Source organism: Chitinivibrionales bacterium (genome assembly GCA_035516255.1).
GTDB lineage: Bacteria > Fibrobacterota > Chitinivibrionia > Chitinivibrionales > FEN-1185 > FEN-1185.
The window spans coordinates 116,159-133,175 of the sequence record DATJAL010000052.1 but is presented as its reverse complement, the minus strand read 5'-3'; the positions used below and the strand labels follow the sequence as shown (position 1 = coordinate 133,175).

At 57.1% G+C, this 17,017-nt stretch carries 13 protein-coding genes and 5 tRNA genes; all 18 read right to left on the bottom strand.

Going from position 1 to position 17,017, the window contains the following annotated elements; translation table 11 throughout:
• Positions 1–37: 37 nt before the first annotated feature.
• Positions 38–4,249: a DNA-directed RNA polymerase subunit beta' gene (rpoC, locus tag VLX68_15870; GenBank protein ID HUI93721.1), complete on the bottom strand. Its 4,212-nt coding sequence runs from the start codon at positions 4,247–4,249 to the stop codon at positions 38–40.
• A gap of 38 nt (positions 4,250–4,287) precedes the next feature.
• Positions 4,288–8,067 (bottom strand): DNA-directed RNA polymerase subunit beta, encoded by a 3,780-nt coding sequence (gene rpoB / locus VLX68_15865; GenBank protein ID HUI93720.1) that lies wholly within the window; start codon positions 8,065–8,067, stop codon positions 4,288–4,290.
• Positions 8,068–8,267: 200 nt separating this feature from the next.
• Positions 8,268–8,651 carry a 50S ribosomal protein L7/L12 gene (gene rplL / locus VLX68_15860; GenBank protein HUI93719.1) on the bottom strand — a complete coding sequence of 128 codons (384 nt, stop codon included), beginning with the start codon at positions 8,649–8,651 and terminating at the stop codon, positions 8,268–8,270.
• A gap of 39 nt (positions 8,652–8,690) precedes the next feature.
• The gene (gene rplJ / locus VLX68_15855; GenBank protein HUI93718.1) at positions 8,691–9,257 is read right to left on the bottom strand and encodes a 50S ribosomal protein L10; all 567 of its coding nucleotides are present in this window, start codon (positions 9,255–9,257) and stop codon (positions 8,691–8,693) included.
• A 68-nt stretch (positions 9,258–9,325) separates the two neighbouring features.
• Positions 9,326–10,024 (bottom strand): 50S ribosomal protein L1, encoded by a 699-nt coding sequence (gene rplA / locus VLX68_15850; GenBank protein HUI93717.1) that lies wholly within the window; start codon positions 10,022–10,024, stop codon positions 9,326–9,328.
• Between the two features lie 29 nt (positions 10,025–10,053).
• Positions 10,054–10,479, bottom strand: coding sequence for a 50S ribosomal protein L11 (gene rplK, locus VLX68_15845; GenBank protein ID HUI93716.1), 426 nt, complete (start codon positions 10,477–10,479; stop codon positions 10,054–10,056).
• Between the two features lie 119 nt (positions 10,480–10,598).
• Positions 10,599–11,129 (bottom strand): transcription termination/antitermination protein NusG, encoded by a 531-nt coding sequence (gene nusG / locus VLX68_15840; protein ID HUI93715.1) that lies wholly within the window; start codon positions 11,127–11,129, stop codon positions 10,599–10,601.
• Between the two features lie 21 nt (positions 11,130–11,150).
• Complete coding sequence (gene secE / locus VLX68_15835) at positions 11,151–11,342, bottom strand: preprotein translocase subunit SecE (GenBank protein HUI93714.1); 192 nt, start codon at positions 11,340–11,342, stop codon at positions 11,151–11,153.
• A gap of 23 nt (positions 11,343–11,365) precedes the next feature.
• A tRNA-Trp gene (locus VLX68_15830) sits at positions 11,366–11,438 on the bottom strand.
• 129 nt (positions 11,439–11,567) lie between these two features.
• Positions 11,568–11,720, bottom strand: a complete 153-nt coding sequence (gene rpmG / locus VLX68_15825; GenBank protein ID HUI93713.1) for a 50S ribosomal protein L33 — start codon at positions 11,718–11,720, stop codon at positions 11,568–11,570.
• A gap of 81 nt (positions 11,721–11,801) precedes the next feature.
• Positions 11,802–13,007 carry an elongation factor Tu gene (gene tuf / locus VLX68_15820; GenBank protein ID HUI93712.1) on the bottom strand — a complete coding sequence of 402 codons (1,206 nt, stop codon included), beginning with the start codon at positions 13,005–13,007 and terminating at the stop codon, positions 11,802–11,804.
• 66 nt (positions 13,008–13,073) lie between these two features.
• A tRNA-Thr gene (locus tag VLX68_15815) sits at positions 13,074–13,147 on the bottom strand.
• 13 nt (positions 13,148–13,160) lie between these two features.
• A tRNA-Gly gene (locus VLX68_15810) sits at positions 13,161–13,233 on the bottom strand.
• 9 nt (positions 13,234–13,242) lie between these two features.
• Positions 13,243–13,325, bottom strand: a tRNA-Tyr gene (locus tag VLX68_15805).
• Positions 13,326–13,359: 34 nt separating this feature from the next.
• Positions 13,360–13,435: transfer RNA gene (locus VLX68_15800), tRNA-Thr, on the bottom strand.
• Positions 13,436–13,501: 66 nt separating this feature from the next.
• Complete coding sequence (locus VLX68_15795) at positions 13,502–14,089, bottom strand: ATP-dependent Clp protease proteolytic subunit (GenBank protein ID HUI93711.1); 588 nt, start codon at positions 14,087–14,089, stop codon at positions 13,502–13,504.
• 28 nt (positions 14,090–14,117) lie between these two features.
• Positions 14,118–15,599, bottom strand: coding sequence for a cysteine--tRNA ligase (gene cysS, locus VLX68_15790; protein ID HUI93710.1), 1,482 nt, complete (start codon positions 15,597–15,599; stop codon positions 14,118–14,120).
• 115 nt (positions 15,600–15,714) lie between these two features.
• The gene (gene purM, locus VLX68_15785; GenBank protein HUI93709.1) at positions 15,715–16,752 is read right to left on the bottom strand and encodes a phosphoribosylformylglycinamidine cyclo-ligase; all 1,038 of its coding nucleotides are present in this window, start codon (positions 16,750–16,752) and stop codon (positions 15,715–15,717) included.
• Positions 16,753–17,017: the final 265 nt, after the last annotated feature.

Here is a 17,017-nt window from a genome sequence, read left to right as displayed (position 1 = left end):
ATATAAGCCATTTCGTAAATCAAATTCCGCCTTTACCTTACGCGCCCAGGTCGAGGAAATCCTCGTCCGCCTCGGTTTTCTCCACCGGGATGGCCTCGGTGCTTAAGTCTTTGATCTTCACATCCTTATACAGCCGGCACCCCGTTCCCGCGGGAATCAGATTGCCCATTATCAAGTTCTCCTTGAGGCCTTTGAGTTTGTCAACCTTGCCCTCGACCGCGGCCTTGGAGAGCACCTTGGTGGTCTCCTGGAACGACGCGGCGCTGAGGAACGACTCGGTGGTCAGCGAGGCGCGCGTGATGCCGAGCAGGATCGGCGTGAACGTCGCGGGCTCTCCCCCCTCCGACACCACGAGCTCGTTCTCGTCGCGGAGGTTGCGTTTATCAACGTCATCGCCTTCGAGGAAATGCGTGTCGCCGGGGTTCTCCACCTTCACCTTCTTGAGCATTTGCGTGACGATCACCTCAATGTGCTTGTCGTTGATGGTGACGCCCTGCAGCCGGTACACCGATTGTATTTCGTCAAGCAGGTAGCGCTGCACCGCGTTTTCGCCCATGATCCGCAGGATGTCGTGCGGGTCGATGGCGCCCTCGCTAAGACGGTCGCCGGCCTTCACCCGGTCGCCCTCGTGCACGCGGAGGTGCTTCCCCATGGGAACGAGGTATTCGTGGCCCGCGCCGTCGTCGTCGCGCACGACAAGCTTGCGGTTGCCGCGCTCGGTGCCGCCGATCGCCACGATGCCGTCCACCTCCGAGACAACGGCCGCGTCCTTGGGACGCCGCGCCTCGAACAGCTCGGCCACACGCGGCAGGCCGCCCGTGATGTCCTTGCTCTTTCCGGTTTCGCGCGGGATCTTCAGGAGGATGTCGCCCTTGTTGACCGGGTCGCTGCTCTTGATGAGCGCCGGTTTGTGGTCGCGCTCTATGGTCGCCAGATAGGCGCCCGTGGGAACCGCGATGTTGGCGAGCCGCCTTCCACTGTCGTCAAGGACCTGGAGATGCGGGTGCAGTTTCTTGTCGCGGTGCTCCACCACCACGACGTTGCTCATGCCCGTGCGTTCGTCCACCTCCATTTTCGTGGTCTCGCCGTCAACGAGGTCCACGAGCTCGAGCGTGCCGGACTCCGGCGCGAGGATGAGGCTGTTATAGGGGTCCCACTGGAACAAAACGGTGCCCATTTCCTTTTTCTGGTATTCCTTGAACCCGGGCTTGTTCTTGCTCTTTTCCTTTTCCTCGACGAATTCCGGGTTGCTGTGGACGATCTCGTCCTTGTCGGATACGAAAATGGTGGCGCCGTAGGGGACGGTGTACCGGAATTCCTTGTCGGGAAGTTCCACCACGAGCTCGCCGGCACGGCTCATCACCCGTCGGCCGTCCTTATGGTCGACCACGTCGATGTCGACGAATTTGATTTTCCCTTTGACAACGGTCTTGCCCCGCTCGAGGTTGTTGAACGGGAAGAACTCCCTGCCCTTGAGGATGAGGCGCGAGGCCGTGCCGCCGATGTGGAACGTCCGCAGCGTGAGCTGCGTGCCCGGCTCGCCGATGCTCTGCGCCGCCATGATGCCGACCGCTTCTCCCATGTCAACAAGCTTGCCCGTGGCGAGGTTACGTCCGTAGCACTTGGCGCAGGCGCCCTCGGTGGCGTCGCAGGTGAGCACGGAACGGATCTTGACTTTGGGGATTCCCGCCTCCTCGATGCGCCGCGCCGTGGTCTCGTCGATGACGGTGTTGCTCTGGCAGATGAGCTCGTCGGGGCTGCCCGGATCGTAGATGTCCTCCTGCGCCACGCGGCCCACGATGCGGCCCCCGAGCGCCTCCATCACCTCGTCGCCCTCCCGCAGTTCCTCGATCTCGATGCCCTTGATGGTGCCGCAGTCCTCCTGCGTGATCACCACGTCCTGCACCACGTCGATGAGGCGGCGCGTGAGATAGCCGGCGTCGGCGGTCTTGAGCGCGGTGTCGGCGAGTCCCTTGCGCGCGCCGTGCGTCGAGATGAAGTATTCGAGCACCGACAGGCCGTCCTTGAAATTGGAGATGATGGGGTTCTCGATGATCTCGCCCACGGCGCCGGTGATCTTCTTCTGCGGCTTCTGCATCAGGCCGCGCATGCCGGCCAGCTGCTTGATCTGGTCGTTTGAGCCGCGAGCGCCCGAGTCGAGCATGAGGTACACCGGGTTGAATCCGTCCTTGTCGTTCTTGAGCGCCTCGCGCAGCGCGTCGGCGACCTGTCCGGTGGTGTGGGTCCACAGGTCGATGATCTTGTTGTACCGCTCGCCCTCGGTGATGATACCGCGGTCGTATTGTTTACGGATGCGCGTTCCCTCATCGAGCGACTTCTCGATGATCGCCTTTTTCTCGCCGGGGACCACGAGGTCGTCGGCGCCGAAGGTGACTCCCGCACGCGTCGCATACTCGTACCCGAGGTTCTTGATGTCATCCAGGAACTTGCAGGCGACCGCGTTGCCCTTTTTCTTGATGATGCCGGCCACGATGCCCTGGATTTTTTTCTTGTTGAGCAGTTCGTTGACGTACTCGATGCCTTCGGGTATGATCTGGTTGAAGATGATGCGGCCGGCCGTGGTGTCGATGCTCTGGCCGTTCACGCGCACCCTGATTTTCGCGTGGATGTCGATCTGCTTGTTGAAAATGGCGTGGAGCACCTCGTCGGGATCGCAGAACGCCCTTCCCTCGCCCTTGCGGCCGCTTCCCATTTTGGTAAGATAATAGACGCCGAGCACGATGTCCTGGCTCGGCACCATGATGGGCATGCCCGACGCCGGGTTGAGCAGGTTGTTGGAGCTCAGCATGAGGAGACGGCACTCGATCTGCGACTCGAACGACAGCGGCACGTGCACGGCCATCTGGTCGCCGTCAAAGTCCGCGTTGAACGCCGCGCATACGAGCGGGTGAAGGCGAATTGCCTTTCCCTCCACGAGCACGGGGAAGAAGGCCTGAATTCCCAAACGGTGCAGTGTGGGCGCGCGGTTGAGGAGCACAGGATGGTCCTTGATGACGTCTTCGAGGATGTCCCACACCTCGGGCCGCTCCTTTTCAACGAACCGTTTCGCGCTCTTGACGGTCTGGACAAGATTTCTCTCCTCGAGCCGCTGAATCACGAAGGGCTTGAAGAGCTCGAGCGCCATGGTCTTTGGAAGGCCGCACTGGTGAATTTTAAGTTCCGGGCCCACCACGATGACGCTGCGGCCCGAATAATCGACGCGCTTGCCGAGCAGGTTCTGGCGGAACCGCCCCTGTTTTCCCTTAAGTAAATCACTCAGCGACTTGAGGGGACGCTTGCCCTCGCCCTTCACCGAGAAAGTGCGGCGGCCGTTGTCGAACAGCGTGTCGACCGCTTCCTGGAGCATGCGCATCTCGTTGCGGAGGATGACCTCGGGCGCCTTGATCTCCATGAGCTTCTTGAGCCGGTTGTTCCTGTTGATTACCCTTCTGTAAAGGTCGTTGAGGTCCGACGTGGCAAAGCGGCCGCCCTCGAGGGGCACCAGCGGCCTGAGGTCGGGCGGCAGCACGGGAAGAACGCGCAGCACCATGTATTCGGGCTTGTTGCCCGATTTCAGGAACGACTCGACGATGCGGAGCCGTTTCAGGTGTTCGAGCTTGCGCTGCTCGGAAGATTCGATTTTTATCTTTGAGCGCAAATCGAAGCCGAGTTCCTCAAGGTCAAGCGTGGCGAGCATTTCGAGGATCGCCTCGCCGCCCATCTTGGCCACGAACATTTTCTTCTGTTCCTCGAGCTTGATATAGTCATCTTCGGTGAGCAGCATTCCCTTGCGCAAATTGGTGTCGCCCGGCTCAATGACCACGTACGATTCATAGTAAACAATCCTTTCGAGCACCGTGTTGGGCAAGCCGAGCAGGTAGCTGATGTGCGACGGTACGCTCTTGAGGAACCAGATGTGGATGATGGGCACCGCGAGCTCGATGTGCCCCATGCGCTCGCGCCGCACCTTGGAATGCGTCACTTCCACGCCGCAGCGGTCGCACACCACGCCGCGGTACCTGATGCGTTTATATTTTCCGCAGTTGCATTCCCAGTTGCGCACGGGCCCGAAGATCTTTTCGCAGAACAGGCCGTCGCGTTCCGGCTTGAACGACCGGTAGTTGATGGTTTCGGGTTTGGTCACTTCGCCGTACGACCAGTTCCTGATGATGTCGGGCGAGGCGAGCCGAATGCCGACCTGGGAAATTTCCTGCGTCTTTGCGCTTATCTGATTATTTGTTTCAGCCACCGAAATTCCTCCTTGTTAAACGGGCGTCAGCCCGGGAATTACACGGCCTTGTACACTTCATCACCTATTTTCACGTCGATATCGAGCGCCAGCGCCTTGATCTCGCGTATGAGCACCTTGAACGACTCCGGCACGCCCGACCGCGGCGAATTTTCGCCTTTGACAATTGACTCGTAGATCTTTGACCTTCCGGTAAGGTCGTCGCTCTTCACTGTGAGGATCTGCTGCAGCGTGTACGCCGCGCCGTAGGCCTCGAGCGCCCACACTTCCATTTCGCCGAAGCGCTGTCCGCCGAACTGCGATTTCCCGCCGAGCGGCTGCTGGGTCACGAGCGAATACGGTCCGATGGAGCGCGCGTGGATCTTGTCGTCCACGAGATGGCAGAGTTTCATCATGTAAATGGGGCCCACGGTGATCTCGCGGTCGAACGGCTCTCCCGTCCTGCCGTCGCGCAACTGAATCTTGCCGGTCTTGGGAAGCTTCGCCCTGGCAAGGAGTTCATCGACGTCCTGGGTGGTGGCGCCGTCGAACACGGGCGTTGAAACGTGCTGGCCGAGCTTCGCCGCTGCCCATCCCATGTGCGTCTCAAGGATCTGGCCGAAGTTCATCCGCGAGGGCACGCCCAGCGGGTTGAGCACGATGTCAACCGGCGTCCCGTCGGGAAGGAACGGAAGGTCTTCGGCGGGGACGATCTTGGAGATCACGCCCTTGTTGCCGTGGCGGCCCGCCATCTTGTCGCCCACCGAGAGCTTGCGCTTCTTGGCCACATACACCTTGACAAGCTGGAGCACGCCGGGCTTGAGCTCGTCGCCGCGCACGATCTTGTCGATCTCCTTGTCGAGCTTGTCCTCGAGCTTGGCGATGAGATCGTTGGCGTGGAACAGCACGTCCTCGGCTTTGCGGTTTTTGGCGGCGTCGTTGCAGAGGCCGTTTTTGAACGCGATGCTCGCGAATTCCATCTTGTTAAGCAGCGCCTTGGTCCACTTCCTGCCCTCGGGGACCACGGTCTCGCCCGTATGGGCGTTGGTGATGACGCGCGTGACGGTGTCAGAGAGGATATCGGTGAGCTTTTCGAGCCTCGCCTTTTCGATCTCGGCGATCTGCTTGCCGATGGAAAGTTTCATCTCGTCGATGATCCTCTTGTCTTTTTTCTTGGACCGCTTGTCGCGTTCCTTGCGGGAGTAGATGCACGTGTCCATCACGATGCCCTTGAGTCCCGGGGGCGCCTTGAGCGACGAGTCGCGCACGTCGCCGGCCTTTTCGCCGAAAATGGCGCGCAGGAGGCGTTCTTCCGGCGACAGCTCGGTCTCGCCCTTGGGCGTCACTTTACCGACAAGAATATCGCCGGCTTCGACCTCGGTGCCCACCCGCACCACGCCGGTCTCGTCGAGGTTCTTCACCGCGTCCTCGCTCACGTTCGGAATTTCCCGCGTGAGCTCCTCGGGGCCGCGCTTGGTGTCGCGTACCTCGGTCTCGAACACTTCGATGTGCAGCGAGGTGTAGATGTCGTCGGCCACGAGCTTCTCGGAAATGATGATGGCGTCCTCGAAGTTGTACCCGCGCCACGGCATGAAGGCCACCATCACGTTGCGGCCGAGCGCGAGCTCGCCGTTTTTCGTGGCGTGGCCGTCGGCGAGCACGTCGCCCGCCTTTACCTTGTCGCCCGCAGACACGCACACCTTCTGGTTGATGCACGTGTCCTGGTTGCTGCGCTCGAACTTCGTGAGCTCGTAGGTGTCGTATTCGGAAAGGCCGAGGATATCGTCGCCGGCCGATGTTTTCGTTTTGCGTATCACGACTTTCGTGGCATCCACTTTTTCAATGAGGCCCGGGTTGCGCGCGATGATCATGCATCCCGAGTCGACCGCGGCGCGTCCTTCGAGTCCCGTGCCGATGAGCGGCGCCTCGGTGTTGAGGAGCGGCACCGCCTGGCGCTGCATATTGGACCCCATGAGCGCGCGGTTCGCGTCGTCGTGTTCGAGGAACGGGATGAGCCCCGCGGCCACCGAAACGAGCTGCATGGGCGAGATGTCCATGTACGATACGTCCCGGGGATTGAGGATGAGAAAATCGCCGCGGTAGCGCGCGAATACGGTCTCCTCGGTGAGCCTTCCCTTCTCGTTGACCGGCGTGTTGGCCTGCGCGATCTTGTAGTTGTCCTCCTGGTCGGCGGTGAGGTAGTCGATGTCGCCGGTAAGCCTGCCGTCCTCGATTTTCTGGTACGGCGTCTCGATGAAGCCGAACCCATTGACGCGCGCGAAGGTCGAGAGCGACGCGATGAGCCCGATGTTCGGTCCCTCGGGCGTTTCGATGGGGCACAAACGGCCGTAATGCGTGTGGTGCACGTCGCGCACCTCGAAGCCCGCGCGCTCGCGGGTGAGGCCGCCGGGGCCGAGCGCGCTCACGCGTCGCTTGTGCGTGAGCTCGGACAGCGGGTTGGTCTGGTCGAGGAACTGCGACAGCTGGCTCGAGCCGAAAAACGCCTGAACCACGGTCGACACGGTGCGCGCGTTGATGAGATCCTGGGGCGTTACGTTTTCATTGTCGCGCAGGCTAAGGCGCTCGCGAATCGTGCGCACCATCCTCGTGAGGCCCACGGTGAATTGGGCAGAGAGCAACTCGCCCACCGAGCGGACGCGGCGGTTGCCGAGATGGTCGATGTCATCAATGAAACCTTCGCTGCCGCCCAGGCCAATGAGATATTTGAACGCCGCGACGAAATCGTCCTTCGAAAGCGTGTTGTTGCCTTCCTCATGCTTGATGTTAAGCCGCGTGTTGAGCCGGTACCTGCCCACATTGCCGAGATCGTACCGCTTTTCGTCAAAGAAAAGACGATTCACGAGGTTTCGTGCGGTCTCCACGTTGGGCGGATCGCCGGGCCGCATGGTGGCATATATATAGAATAAGGCTTCTTCCTCGGATTTTGTCGGGTCCCGCTCGATGGTGTTGCGGATGATCATGTTTTCGGGATTCGGGACGTTGGCGAGGATCTGCACCTCGCCGATTTTATTCGAGACAAGGTTCGCGTATTTTTCCTCGGTGATGATCTCGTTGGCGTCAAGGATGATTTCGCCGGTTTCCTTGTTGAACAACGTTACGGCGTTGACGTTTCCGACTATTTTTTCCTTTCCCTTTGCGCCAACGTCGACGTTTTCTCGTTCATGGAACAGCGCAAGAAGCTTTTCGTCGGTGGAATAGCCGAGCGCGCGCAGCAGGATGGTGGCGGGCATCTTCTTGCGGCGATCGATGTTTATGGTGAGCACGTCGTCGGCGTCGAGGATCATCTCGACCCATGATCCGCGCTGCGGGATGATGCGCGCGGTCATCTCCTTCTCGCCGTTGGGCTGCTCCTCCTCGTCAAAGGTGATGCCCGGCGAACGATGCAGCTGGCTCACAATCACACGCTCGGCGCCGTTGATCACGAAGGTGCCGCGTTCGGTCATGAGCGGGATTTCGCCCACGTACACTTCGTTGGTGATCTTCTCGACGAACTTCTTGACCTCGCCGTCCTGCTCGTACACCAGGAGCGACATATCGACTTTAAGGGGCGCGGCAAAGGTCATTCCCCGCTCCTTACATTCTTTTATGGTATATTTCGGAACCCCGAGTTTGTACCCGTCGTACTCGAGCGAGTAATACCCTTTCACGTCATTGACCGGAAAGAGGCTGTGAAAAACGCCGTGAAGTCCCTGCTTCTTCCTCTGTCGGGGGGAAATGTCGGCCTGTAAAAAGGCGGCATAGGATTCGGTCTGGATCTCCAGAAGATCCGGCAAATCCATGACTTTTTTAATGCGGGAATAGCTTGTGCGTTCTACCATTCGCGTGTCCCCTCGGGTTTATAGGAAATTATCCGCGCACGTTTCGGCGCGTTTGCCGAAAACGGGCAGGATGAATCCGTTTTTTCCAATAGCGAGCACGAAATGCTCTTGCGGGCATTCCGTGCGTCCGCTACGTGAATGACTGTTTTTTTAAGGATGCAAACAACCGGCATTCGTTAATGTTGGAATGAGCGCCCCGCTTACTTGATCTCGACAACGCCGCCGTTTTCTTCCAGCTGCTTTTTAATCGTTTCGGCCTCTGCCTTGGGAATTCCTTCCTTGACCGGTTTGGGCGCGCCTTCAACAAGGTCTTTTGCCTCTTTGAGCCCGAGACCGGTTATCGCGCGCACGACCTTGATCACCTGGATCTTCTTCGCGCCGCCGTCCTTGAGGATCACGGAGAATTCGGTCTTCTCCTCGGCCGGTGCCGCCGCGCTGCCCGCGGCGGGAGCCGCCGCCACTGCAACGGGCGCAGCGGCCTTGACGCCGAATTTGTCTTCGATGGCCTTGATCAGATCGCACAGCTCAAGTACTGTTTTACCGCCAATTGCCTCAACCAGTTCTTCATTCGTTAAAGTCGCCACGGTAATACCTCCCTATGAGATAAGTTTAAGTTTTAGTTTTCAGTTGGACTTGGGAGCGGAAGCTTCCGACTCCTTTTTACTTCTCACTGCATCCAGCGTCGCCGCAAACGTGGTGAGAACGCCGTTGAGCGTTCCGGCGAATTTCGCCATGGGCGCCTGCAGCACGCCGAGCAACTGGGAGAGCAGCACGTCACGCGGCGGGATGTCGGCAAGACGCGCCGTCTCCTTCCCGTCAAACGTGGTGCCGTCGATGTAGGCCACCTTGACGGGAAGCAGTTCGAGCTCCTTGTTTTGTTTCGCGCACTCCTTCTGGAAATCACGGATGATTTTCGCCGGCGCCATGCCCTCCTGCGGAGCCACTACCACGCCGATTTGTCCCTTCAAAAACGGCGTGAGGTCTTTTTTCCCGCAACGCTCGAGCGCGATCCGCGCAAGGGTGTTCTTGACAACGATGTACTTCATCCCTTTTTTCCGGATATCGTTGCGCAGCCTGGTGATCTTCTCCACATCAATTTTATTGATGTCGGTGAGGTAGATGCCCTTGGCCTCTTTGAATTCCTTTTCCAGGACCTCTATGGTTTTTGTCCGTTCGGTTTTTGTCGACATGATCTGGTATGCCTTTGCTTGGTGATTCTACAATGATTCTTTTTTCTATGAAATCCGGGAAGTCCTCGTCAGGCCTTGGCTTCGGTCGCCGTCACCAGCTTGACGCCCTGCCCCATGGTGCTGCTCAATACCACCTTCTTGAGAAACTGCCCTTTTGCGGACGAGGGCTTCGCCTTTGCCAGCGCCTCGAGAAAAGTCTTTACATTTTCAATAAGCTTGTCCGCGTCAAACGAGAGCTTGCCCAGCGGAGCATGGACGATGCCGCCTTTTTCCGCGCGGAACTCGACCTTGCCCTTTTTAAGTTCCTTGACCGCCTTGCCGATGTCCATGGTGACCGTGCCCACCTTGGGGTTGGGCATGAGTCCGCGCGTGCCGAGGATCTTTCCGAGTTTGCCCACCACTTTCATCATGTCGGGCGTCGCGATGCAGGCGTCGAACTCCAGCCACCCGCCGTTTATTTTTTCGGCCATGTCCTCAGCGCCCACGTGGTCGGCGCCCGCCGCCTTTGCCTCTTCGGCCTTTGCGCCCTGGGCAAACGCGAGCACGCGCACGGTTTTACCAAGGCCGTGCGGCAGCACCACCGCGCCGCGGACGTTCTGGTCGCTCTTCGTGGGATCAATGCCGAGGTTGATCGCGACTTCAAGCGTCTCGTCGAATTTGCCGGTTTTATTGGTACGTAAAAATTCCACGGCCTCCGGAATTTGATACTCCTTGGTCTTGTCGATCTTTGCCCGCGAGGCCTTCCACTTCTTGCCGTGACGTTTCATGTATCAGAACTCCCTTTGTGTGCTTCGCTTCAGTCCGCGACGTTGACGCCCATGCTCCGCGCCGTTCCCGCGACCGTGTTCATTGCTGCTTCGAGGCTTGCCGCGTTAAGGTCGGGCATCTTGATTTCCGCGATTTTCTTTACCTGCGCCTTGTTGAGCGTTCCCACCTTGTCCTTGTTGGGCACGCCCGACCCCTTTTCGAGGCCGAGCTCTTTGAGAATGAGCACAGACACCGGCGGGGTCTTGGTGATGAACGTAAACGACCGATCTGCGTAAACGGTGATCACCACCGGGATGATCATGCCGTTCGCGTCTTTTGTTTTCGCATTGAACGACTTGCAAAATTCCATGATGTTGACACCGTGCTGGCCCAGCGCGGGTCCCACCGGCGGCGCGGGGTTCGCCTGACCGCCCGGGATCTGCAGCTTTATGATTGCGCTTACTTTCTTAGCCAAGGTACTTGCCCCCTAACTATGATTTACATGATTCTTTTGATGGCCGTGATTTCAAATATCGAAAAAGATTTATTCTCTATTTAAAATCCTGTCAATCACATTAATCAATTTAATCACCGTCAACTGATCGGATTGACATGCATGAAGTCCACCTCGACCGGCGTGGATCTTCCGAACACGCTCACCATGACCTTTATTTTCCCTTTTTCCGGGTGTATTTCGTCAACCACGCCGTCGAAATCCTTGAATGGCCCTTCCTTGATTTTCACCGCGTCGCCGATCTCGTATGGTACCTCTGAAATCTGCTGCCGCGTGCTTTTTTCGGTCTGTCCCAGGATCCGCGCGACTTCCTCGTCGCGCAGCGGCTGGGGCTTTTTCCCTCCCACGAAGCCGGTGACGCCGTTGATGTTCCTGATGAAATGCGACGTATCCTTGTTCAATTCAAGCTCGACCAGGATGTAGCTCGGGAAGAACTTGCGCGTCGTCTTGATCTTCTTGCCGTTTTTCACGTGGACCACGTCGTGCGTCGGCATGAGCACCTGGCCGATCTGTTCCTTCATCTCGCCTGCGGCGATAAGGTCGGTGATGACTTCCATCACCCGCGCTTCCTGGCCCGAGTATGTATGGACGGCATACCAGCGTTTTGCCATGAAAAATCCTCGTGAGCGTTTCTACAGGTTGATCTTGAGCAACAAACCGATGATCCGGTTTATCACCTGGTCGCACGTGTAAACAAAAATAGCCATGAGAAGGCTGAGAACAATCACGAGCCAAGTGGCGCCCATCAATTCATTGCGCGCGGGCCAGCTCACCTTGCCCATCTCCGCCCTGACATCCTTCAGATATTGAATTAGTTTATTCATACGTCTTCCACTGTCAGAGGTAACAGGTCTGGAGGGACTCGAACCCCCAACCAATGGTTTTGGAGACCACTACTCTACCAATTGAGCTACAGACCTAAACGTTTTCAGCGTCATGTTCGGTTTACAATTTTTCATAGAGCCATTTTTTTCCGGCGAGGTACGTTGCAACACTTCCGCTACGCCGCTGCGACTGGCACAAAGGGAAAACTAAGAGAGAATGGGTACTCAACGCGCTTCTTTGTGAACCGTACGTTTCCGTTCGAACGGGCAGTATTTTTTCAGCTCGAGACGCTCCGAATGCTTGCGTTTGTTTTTCATGAGCGAATAATTGGTTCTCTTGCATGACGTGCATTCCAACGAAATCATCTCTCTGGGCATTTGTACCGCCGATACGTTTTTAAAGTGTTACCGCTTGTAAACCGATGATGCGCCGCCGGGCGCATCCTCGAGTGTTCTCCGTTATTCGACAATGTCCGATACCGCGCCGGAAGCAACCGTGCGTCCGCCCTCGCGGATGGCGAAGCGCAGCGATTTTTCCATGGCGATGGGCGCGATGAGCTCCACTTCGAGCGCCGCGTTATCGCCGGGCATGATCATCTCGACGCCCTTGTCGAGTACGAGGCTTCCCGTGACGTCGGTGGTGCGGAAGTAGAACTGGGGACGGTACCCGGAAAAGAACGGGGTATGGCGTCCGCCTTCCTCCTTGGAAAGCACGTATACCTGCGCCTTGAATTTCTTGTGCGGGGTGATGGAACCCGGCTTCGCGAGCACCATGCCGCGCACGATGTCGTCTTTCTCCACGCCGCGGAGCAGGCAGCCGATGTTATCGCCGGCTTCCGCTTTATCAAGCAGCTTCCGGAACATTTCGACGCCGGTCACCACGGTCTTGCGCGTGTCCTTGATGCCAACGATCTCGATCTCGTCTCCAACCTTGACCGTGCCGCGCTCCACCCTGCCCGTGGCCACCGTGCCGCGGCCGGTGATGGAGAACACGTCTTCAACCGGCATGAGGAACGGCTTGTCGGTCTCGCGCTTGGGCGTGGGGATATACTTGTCGATGGCGGCCATGAGATCGAGGATGCATTTCTGCTTCGCCGGATCGTCCGGGTTCTGCAACACCTGGATCGCGCTTCCCCTGATGATGGGGATCTGGTCGCCCGGGAATTCGTACTTGGAAAGCAGCTCCCGCACCTCGAGCTCGACGAGTTCAAGGAGCTCTGGATCGTCAACGGTGTCCACCTTGTTCAGGAAGACGACGATATAGGGAACTCCCACCTGCCGGGCGAGAAGGATGTGCTCGCGCGTCTGGGGCATGGGGCCGTCGGCCGCGCTCACCACGAGGATGGCGCCGTCCATCTGGGCCGCGCCCGTGATCATGTTCTTGACATAGTCCGCGTGTCCGGGACAGTCAACGTGCGCATAATGGCGGTTTTCGGTCTCGTATTCCACATGCGACGTGGCGATGGTGAGGATCTTGGTCTCGTCACGACGGCCCTGTGACTCGGACGCCTTCGCGACCTCGTCGTAAGAGATGTACTTGGCCAGGCCCTTGGACGACATCACCCGCGTAATCGCGGCTGTCAACGTGGTTTTACCATGGTCGACATGACCGATGGTCCCGACATTCACGTGCGGCTTTGTGCGTGAGAACTTTTCCTTTGCCATGACACTCCCCTTGGTATAGTGAGGTGAAAAGGTTTATTTAGTATCTACCCTGGTTCATTTCCGAAAAGCCCACGACCGGGATCGAACCGGTGAACCTCATCCTTACCAAGGATGTGCTCTACCAACTGAGCTACATGGGCGATAGTTTGCATAAGCGGGCAATGAGACTCGAACTCACAACAGCCACCTTGGAAGGGTGGAGCTCTACCACTTGAGCTATGCCCGCATGTTTATCTGGGTAGGGATGGTTTCGAACCACCGTAGGCGTCAGCCAATGGATTTACAGTCCATCCCCTTTAACCACTCGGGCACCTACCCATCTGATTGTTGACTTGCGCCGCTGTTCCACTATTGGAGCCGATGGAGGGATTCAAACCCCCGACCATCCGATTACAAATCGGATGCTCTATCAGCTGAGCTACATCGGCGTTTTAGCGAAAAAGTTTTGTAAATATACTATATGTTGGAATTTAATGTCAAAATATTATAATTTATTATAATTTTTTTACAATGGTGTCGATAAGGCCGTATTTCACAGCCTCTTCCGCCGACATGAAATAGTCCCGGTCGGTGTCCTCCTCTATCTTTTTGAGCGTCTGGCCCGAATGCTCGGCCAATATCTCATTGAGCCGTTCACGCACCTTCAGCATTTCCTCGGCCTGTATTTTGATTTCCGAAGCCGGGCCGAAAAAATTGCCGGCGATAAGCGGCTGATGGATCATGATGCGGGCGTTTTCCCAGCTCTGGCGTTTTCCCTTTGCGCCGGCGCACAGTACGACGGCGCCCATGCTCGCGGCCAGCCCCATGCACACCGTTCTGATGTCGGATTTCGCATACTGCATGACGTCATAGATGGCGAGCCCCGAGCTTATCATGCCGCCGGGGCTGTTGATGAACAGGGTGATGTCCTCGTTGCTCTGGCCGTCGAAATAGATGATCTTCTGCACCACGGAGGCCGCCGATTCGTCGTTGATGTCGCCCCACAGGAATATTTCCCTGCGCTTCATCATCTGTTCTTCGATTTCGCTGCCGACCAGCATTTTTCTCAGATCGTTTGACAGCGAATTCTCTTTTTCATTCATCACGGTTCAGCTCCTTGTTGGATGATTTTTACGGCCGGGCTGCCACGCGGCACTCGGCTATCCCGCCCGGCAGGTCCTTGATTTCCACGCCGAGGCCGGCCAATTCCTTCCTGATGCGGTCCGCTTTGTCAAAGGCCTTGCTGCGTCGCGCCTCCTGGCGCGCCGCAGCGAGCGACACGACCTTGTCTATCAGCGACGTTTCAAGAATGGAAGACGATATCAGCTTGAGGCGCACATCGTTCTTCTCGACTTCAGAGATTATTTCTTTTGCGCGGTCATCCTTGAGAAGATCAAGGCCGAGTACCGTATCGGCCGCTTCGATTGCCTCGTATTTTTCCTCTGCACTGAGCGCCTTGTCTTTGAGAACCGTCCACGCATGCGCGCAGGCGACCGGCATGTTCATGTCGTCGCAAAGTGCGTCGTAAAACGGCCCGAGAATGCGATCAACGGTCTCGTGCGATACGGAGCCCGTTGCCGCTGGTTTTTTCGTCTCGGAAAAAATCAGTTTCTTGAGGTTGGCAAGACCCTGCGCCGCCGATTTAAGGCCGTCCCACGAAAACATAAGGGGACTCCGGTAATGCGCGGTATAGCAGAACATCCGGTAGGCGAGCGGAGGAACGGCCGCTTGCTTGACGGAATCGAGTGTCAGAAAATCGCCGGACGACTTCGCCATTTTCCCCTTGTCGAGCACCAGGAACTCGCCGTGGAGCCAGTACTTGACAAACGGCTTGCCGGTCGCGGCCTCGGCCTGGGCTATTTCGTTGGTATGGTGCACGCGCACGTGGTCCATGCCCCCGCAATGTATGTCGATGGGCTGGCCGCAGTAGTTGAGCGACATGGCGCTGCACTCGATGTGCCATCCGGGAAAGCCTTTTCCCCACGGGCTGTCCCATTCCATCTGGCGCTTTTTGTCTTTGGGAGAGAATTTCCACAGCGCGAAATCGGTTGCGCTGCGCTTGTCGCCCATGTCAACGCGGCTTCCCGCCTGCAGGTTGTCGATGTCGAGCCGCGCAAAATCGGCGTACGCCGGAAACTTTGTGGTATCGAAGTAAATCCCGTCGCCGGTCTTATAAGTAAACCCCTTGTCCTTGAGCGCCGCGATCATTTTAATCATTTCGGGAATATGGTCGGTGGCCTTGGGCCACACCTGGGGTTCAATGATATTGAGGTCTTTTAAGTTCTGCTTGAAAACACCGGTATAATACTCGGCGATCTGCCACACGGTTTTCCCCTCGCGGCTGGCGCCTTTTTCCATTTTGTCCTCGCCGGTGTCGGCGTCGGAGGTCAGGTGCCCCACGTCGGTGATGTTGACGACATGCTTCACCTTGTAGCCAAGCGCAAGAAGCACGCGTTTGAGCACGTCCTCGAAAATGTAGGTCCTCAGGTTGCCGATATGCGCGAAGTTATACACTGTCGGGCCGCAGCAATACATGGACACCGGATCGTGAAGGGGAACGAATTCCTCCTTCTGCCGCGAGGCGGTGTTGAAAATCAAGAATTTTTTAAACATGGTCAATTTTGATAAAATTTACAAATTGTTAGAGTTAGAGGTGGAAAGTTGAAAGAAAAAAAATATACCTGTTGCTATTGAGATTCTCGCTTTCAACTTCAAACTTTTAACTTGCTTAAAACGTCAGATTAACTTTCCCTTTTCCCTGTGTTATTGTTCCCACCACCCGCGGTTCAAACCTTGAAATCTCCTTTGCCCCGAGTACCTTGTCCGTATCGATAGGCTTGACTACGAGCACCATGCCTATTCCCATATTGAAAGTACGGTACATCTCATGATTTTGAACATTGGCCGTTTTCTGCATCCAGGTGAAAATCGGGTCGGGCGTCCACGTGCGGCAGTCGATGGCGGCATCGCACTCCTTGGGAAGAATGCGGTCTACATTGTCGACGAATCCGCCGCCCGTGATGTGCGCGCACCCGCGGATGAGACCCTTTCGCATCAGGCCGAGCACCGGGCTGTAGGGCCGGTGCGGCCGGAGCAGTTCCTCGCCGAGGGTGCGGCCGGTTTCGGGGAGAACGTCGAAGTAGGTCTTTCGGGCGACGTCCTTCACGATCTTCCGCGCCAGGCTGTACCCGTTGGTGTGCAGGCCGTCGGAACGCAGGCCGATGATGACGTCTCCTTTTCGTATTTCGCTTCCATCAATTACGTCTTTTTCGTCAACGACGCCCACGATGGTGCCCGCGATGTCGTATTCCCCGGCCTGGTACATGCCCGGCATTTCTGCGGTTTCGCCGCCGATCAGCACGCAGTCGGCCGCCTTGCACGCCTTGGCGAGCCCGGAAACGACCTTGATAAACACGTCGGGCTCGAGCTTTCCCGTCGCGATGTAGTCGAGGAAATACAGCGGCTTTGCGCCGAGCACGAGGATGTCGTTGATGCAGTGGTTGACAATGTCCATGCCCACGGTGTGGTGTACGCCGGTCTCCGCAGCGATCTTGAGCTTGGTTCCCACGCCGTCAACCGAAGACACGAGTATTGGTTTCTTGTACCCCTTGAGCGCGGCAATTGAAAACATGCCGCCGAAGTGCCCGAACTTGCCGACAACGTTTTTATTGAAGGTGGATTCAACGAGCTTGACAATGCGCTTTCTTGCAGCGGTCTTGGCCGGAATATTAACGCCTGCATCGGCATAACTCAGCGGGGTACTCATAGCCTATTCTTTTTTCCTGACCATGATGAAAGTGGTTGATTTACAAAATGATACAATGTCGTTTCCCGTTTGCTACAAACAGATTTTTATCGAGGCATACAAAAAGCCTTTACAAAAAACGCGAAGATTTTCAGGGGGCGAAAACGGAAAAAATTCAGACAGCGATACCCCGGGATTTACGGTTTTTTCCCACCAGCGGGGTCATTGCGAATCTTTCAAAAATAGGTCTGGCGAGGAATAAAGTCAATATTCTCTCTTCCATTAC

Excerpts from the sequence above, each read along its gene's own strand:
- rpoB (HUI93720.1), bottom strand. The coding sequence starts at position 8,067 with ATGGTAGAACGCACAAGCTATTCCCGCATTAAAAAAGTCATGGATTTG.
- rplJ (HUI93718.1), bottom strand. The coding sequence starts at position 9,257 with ATGTCGACAAAAACCGAACGGACAAAAACCATAGAGGTCCTGGAAAAG.
- rplA (HUI93717.1), bottom strand. The coding sequence starts at position 10,024 with ATGAAACGTCACGGCAAGAAGTGGAAGGCCTCGCGGGCAAAGATCGAC.
- nusG (HUI93715.1), bottom strand. The coding sequence starts at position 11,129 with ATGGCAAAACGCTGGTATGCCGTCCATACATACTCGGGCCAGGAAGCG.
- secE (HUI93714.1), bottom strand. The coding sequence starts at position 11,342 with ATGAATAAACTAATTCAATATCTGAAGGATGTCAGGGCGGAGATGGGC.
- rpmG (HUI93713.1), bottom strand. The coding sequence starts at position 11,720 with ATGCCCAGAGAGATGATTTCGTTGGAATGCACGTCATGCAAGAGAACC.
- tuf (HUI93712.1), bottom strand. The coding sequence starts at position 13,007 with ATGGCAAAGGAAAAGTTCTCACGCACAAAGCCGCACGTGAATGTCGGG.
- VLX68_15795 (HUI93711.1), bottom strand. The coding sequence starts at position 14,089 with ATGAATGAAAAAGAGAATTCGCTGTCAAACGATCTGAGAAAAATGCTG.
- cysS (HUI93710.1), bottom strand. The coding sequence starts at position 15,599 with ATGTTTAAAAAATTCTTGATTTTCAACACCGCCTCGCGGCAGAAGGAG.
- purM (HUI93709.1), bottom strand. The coding sequence starts at position 16,752 with ATGAGTACCCCGCTGAGTTATGCCGATGCAGGCGTTAATATTCCGGCC.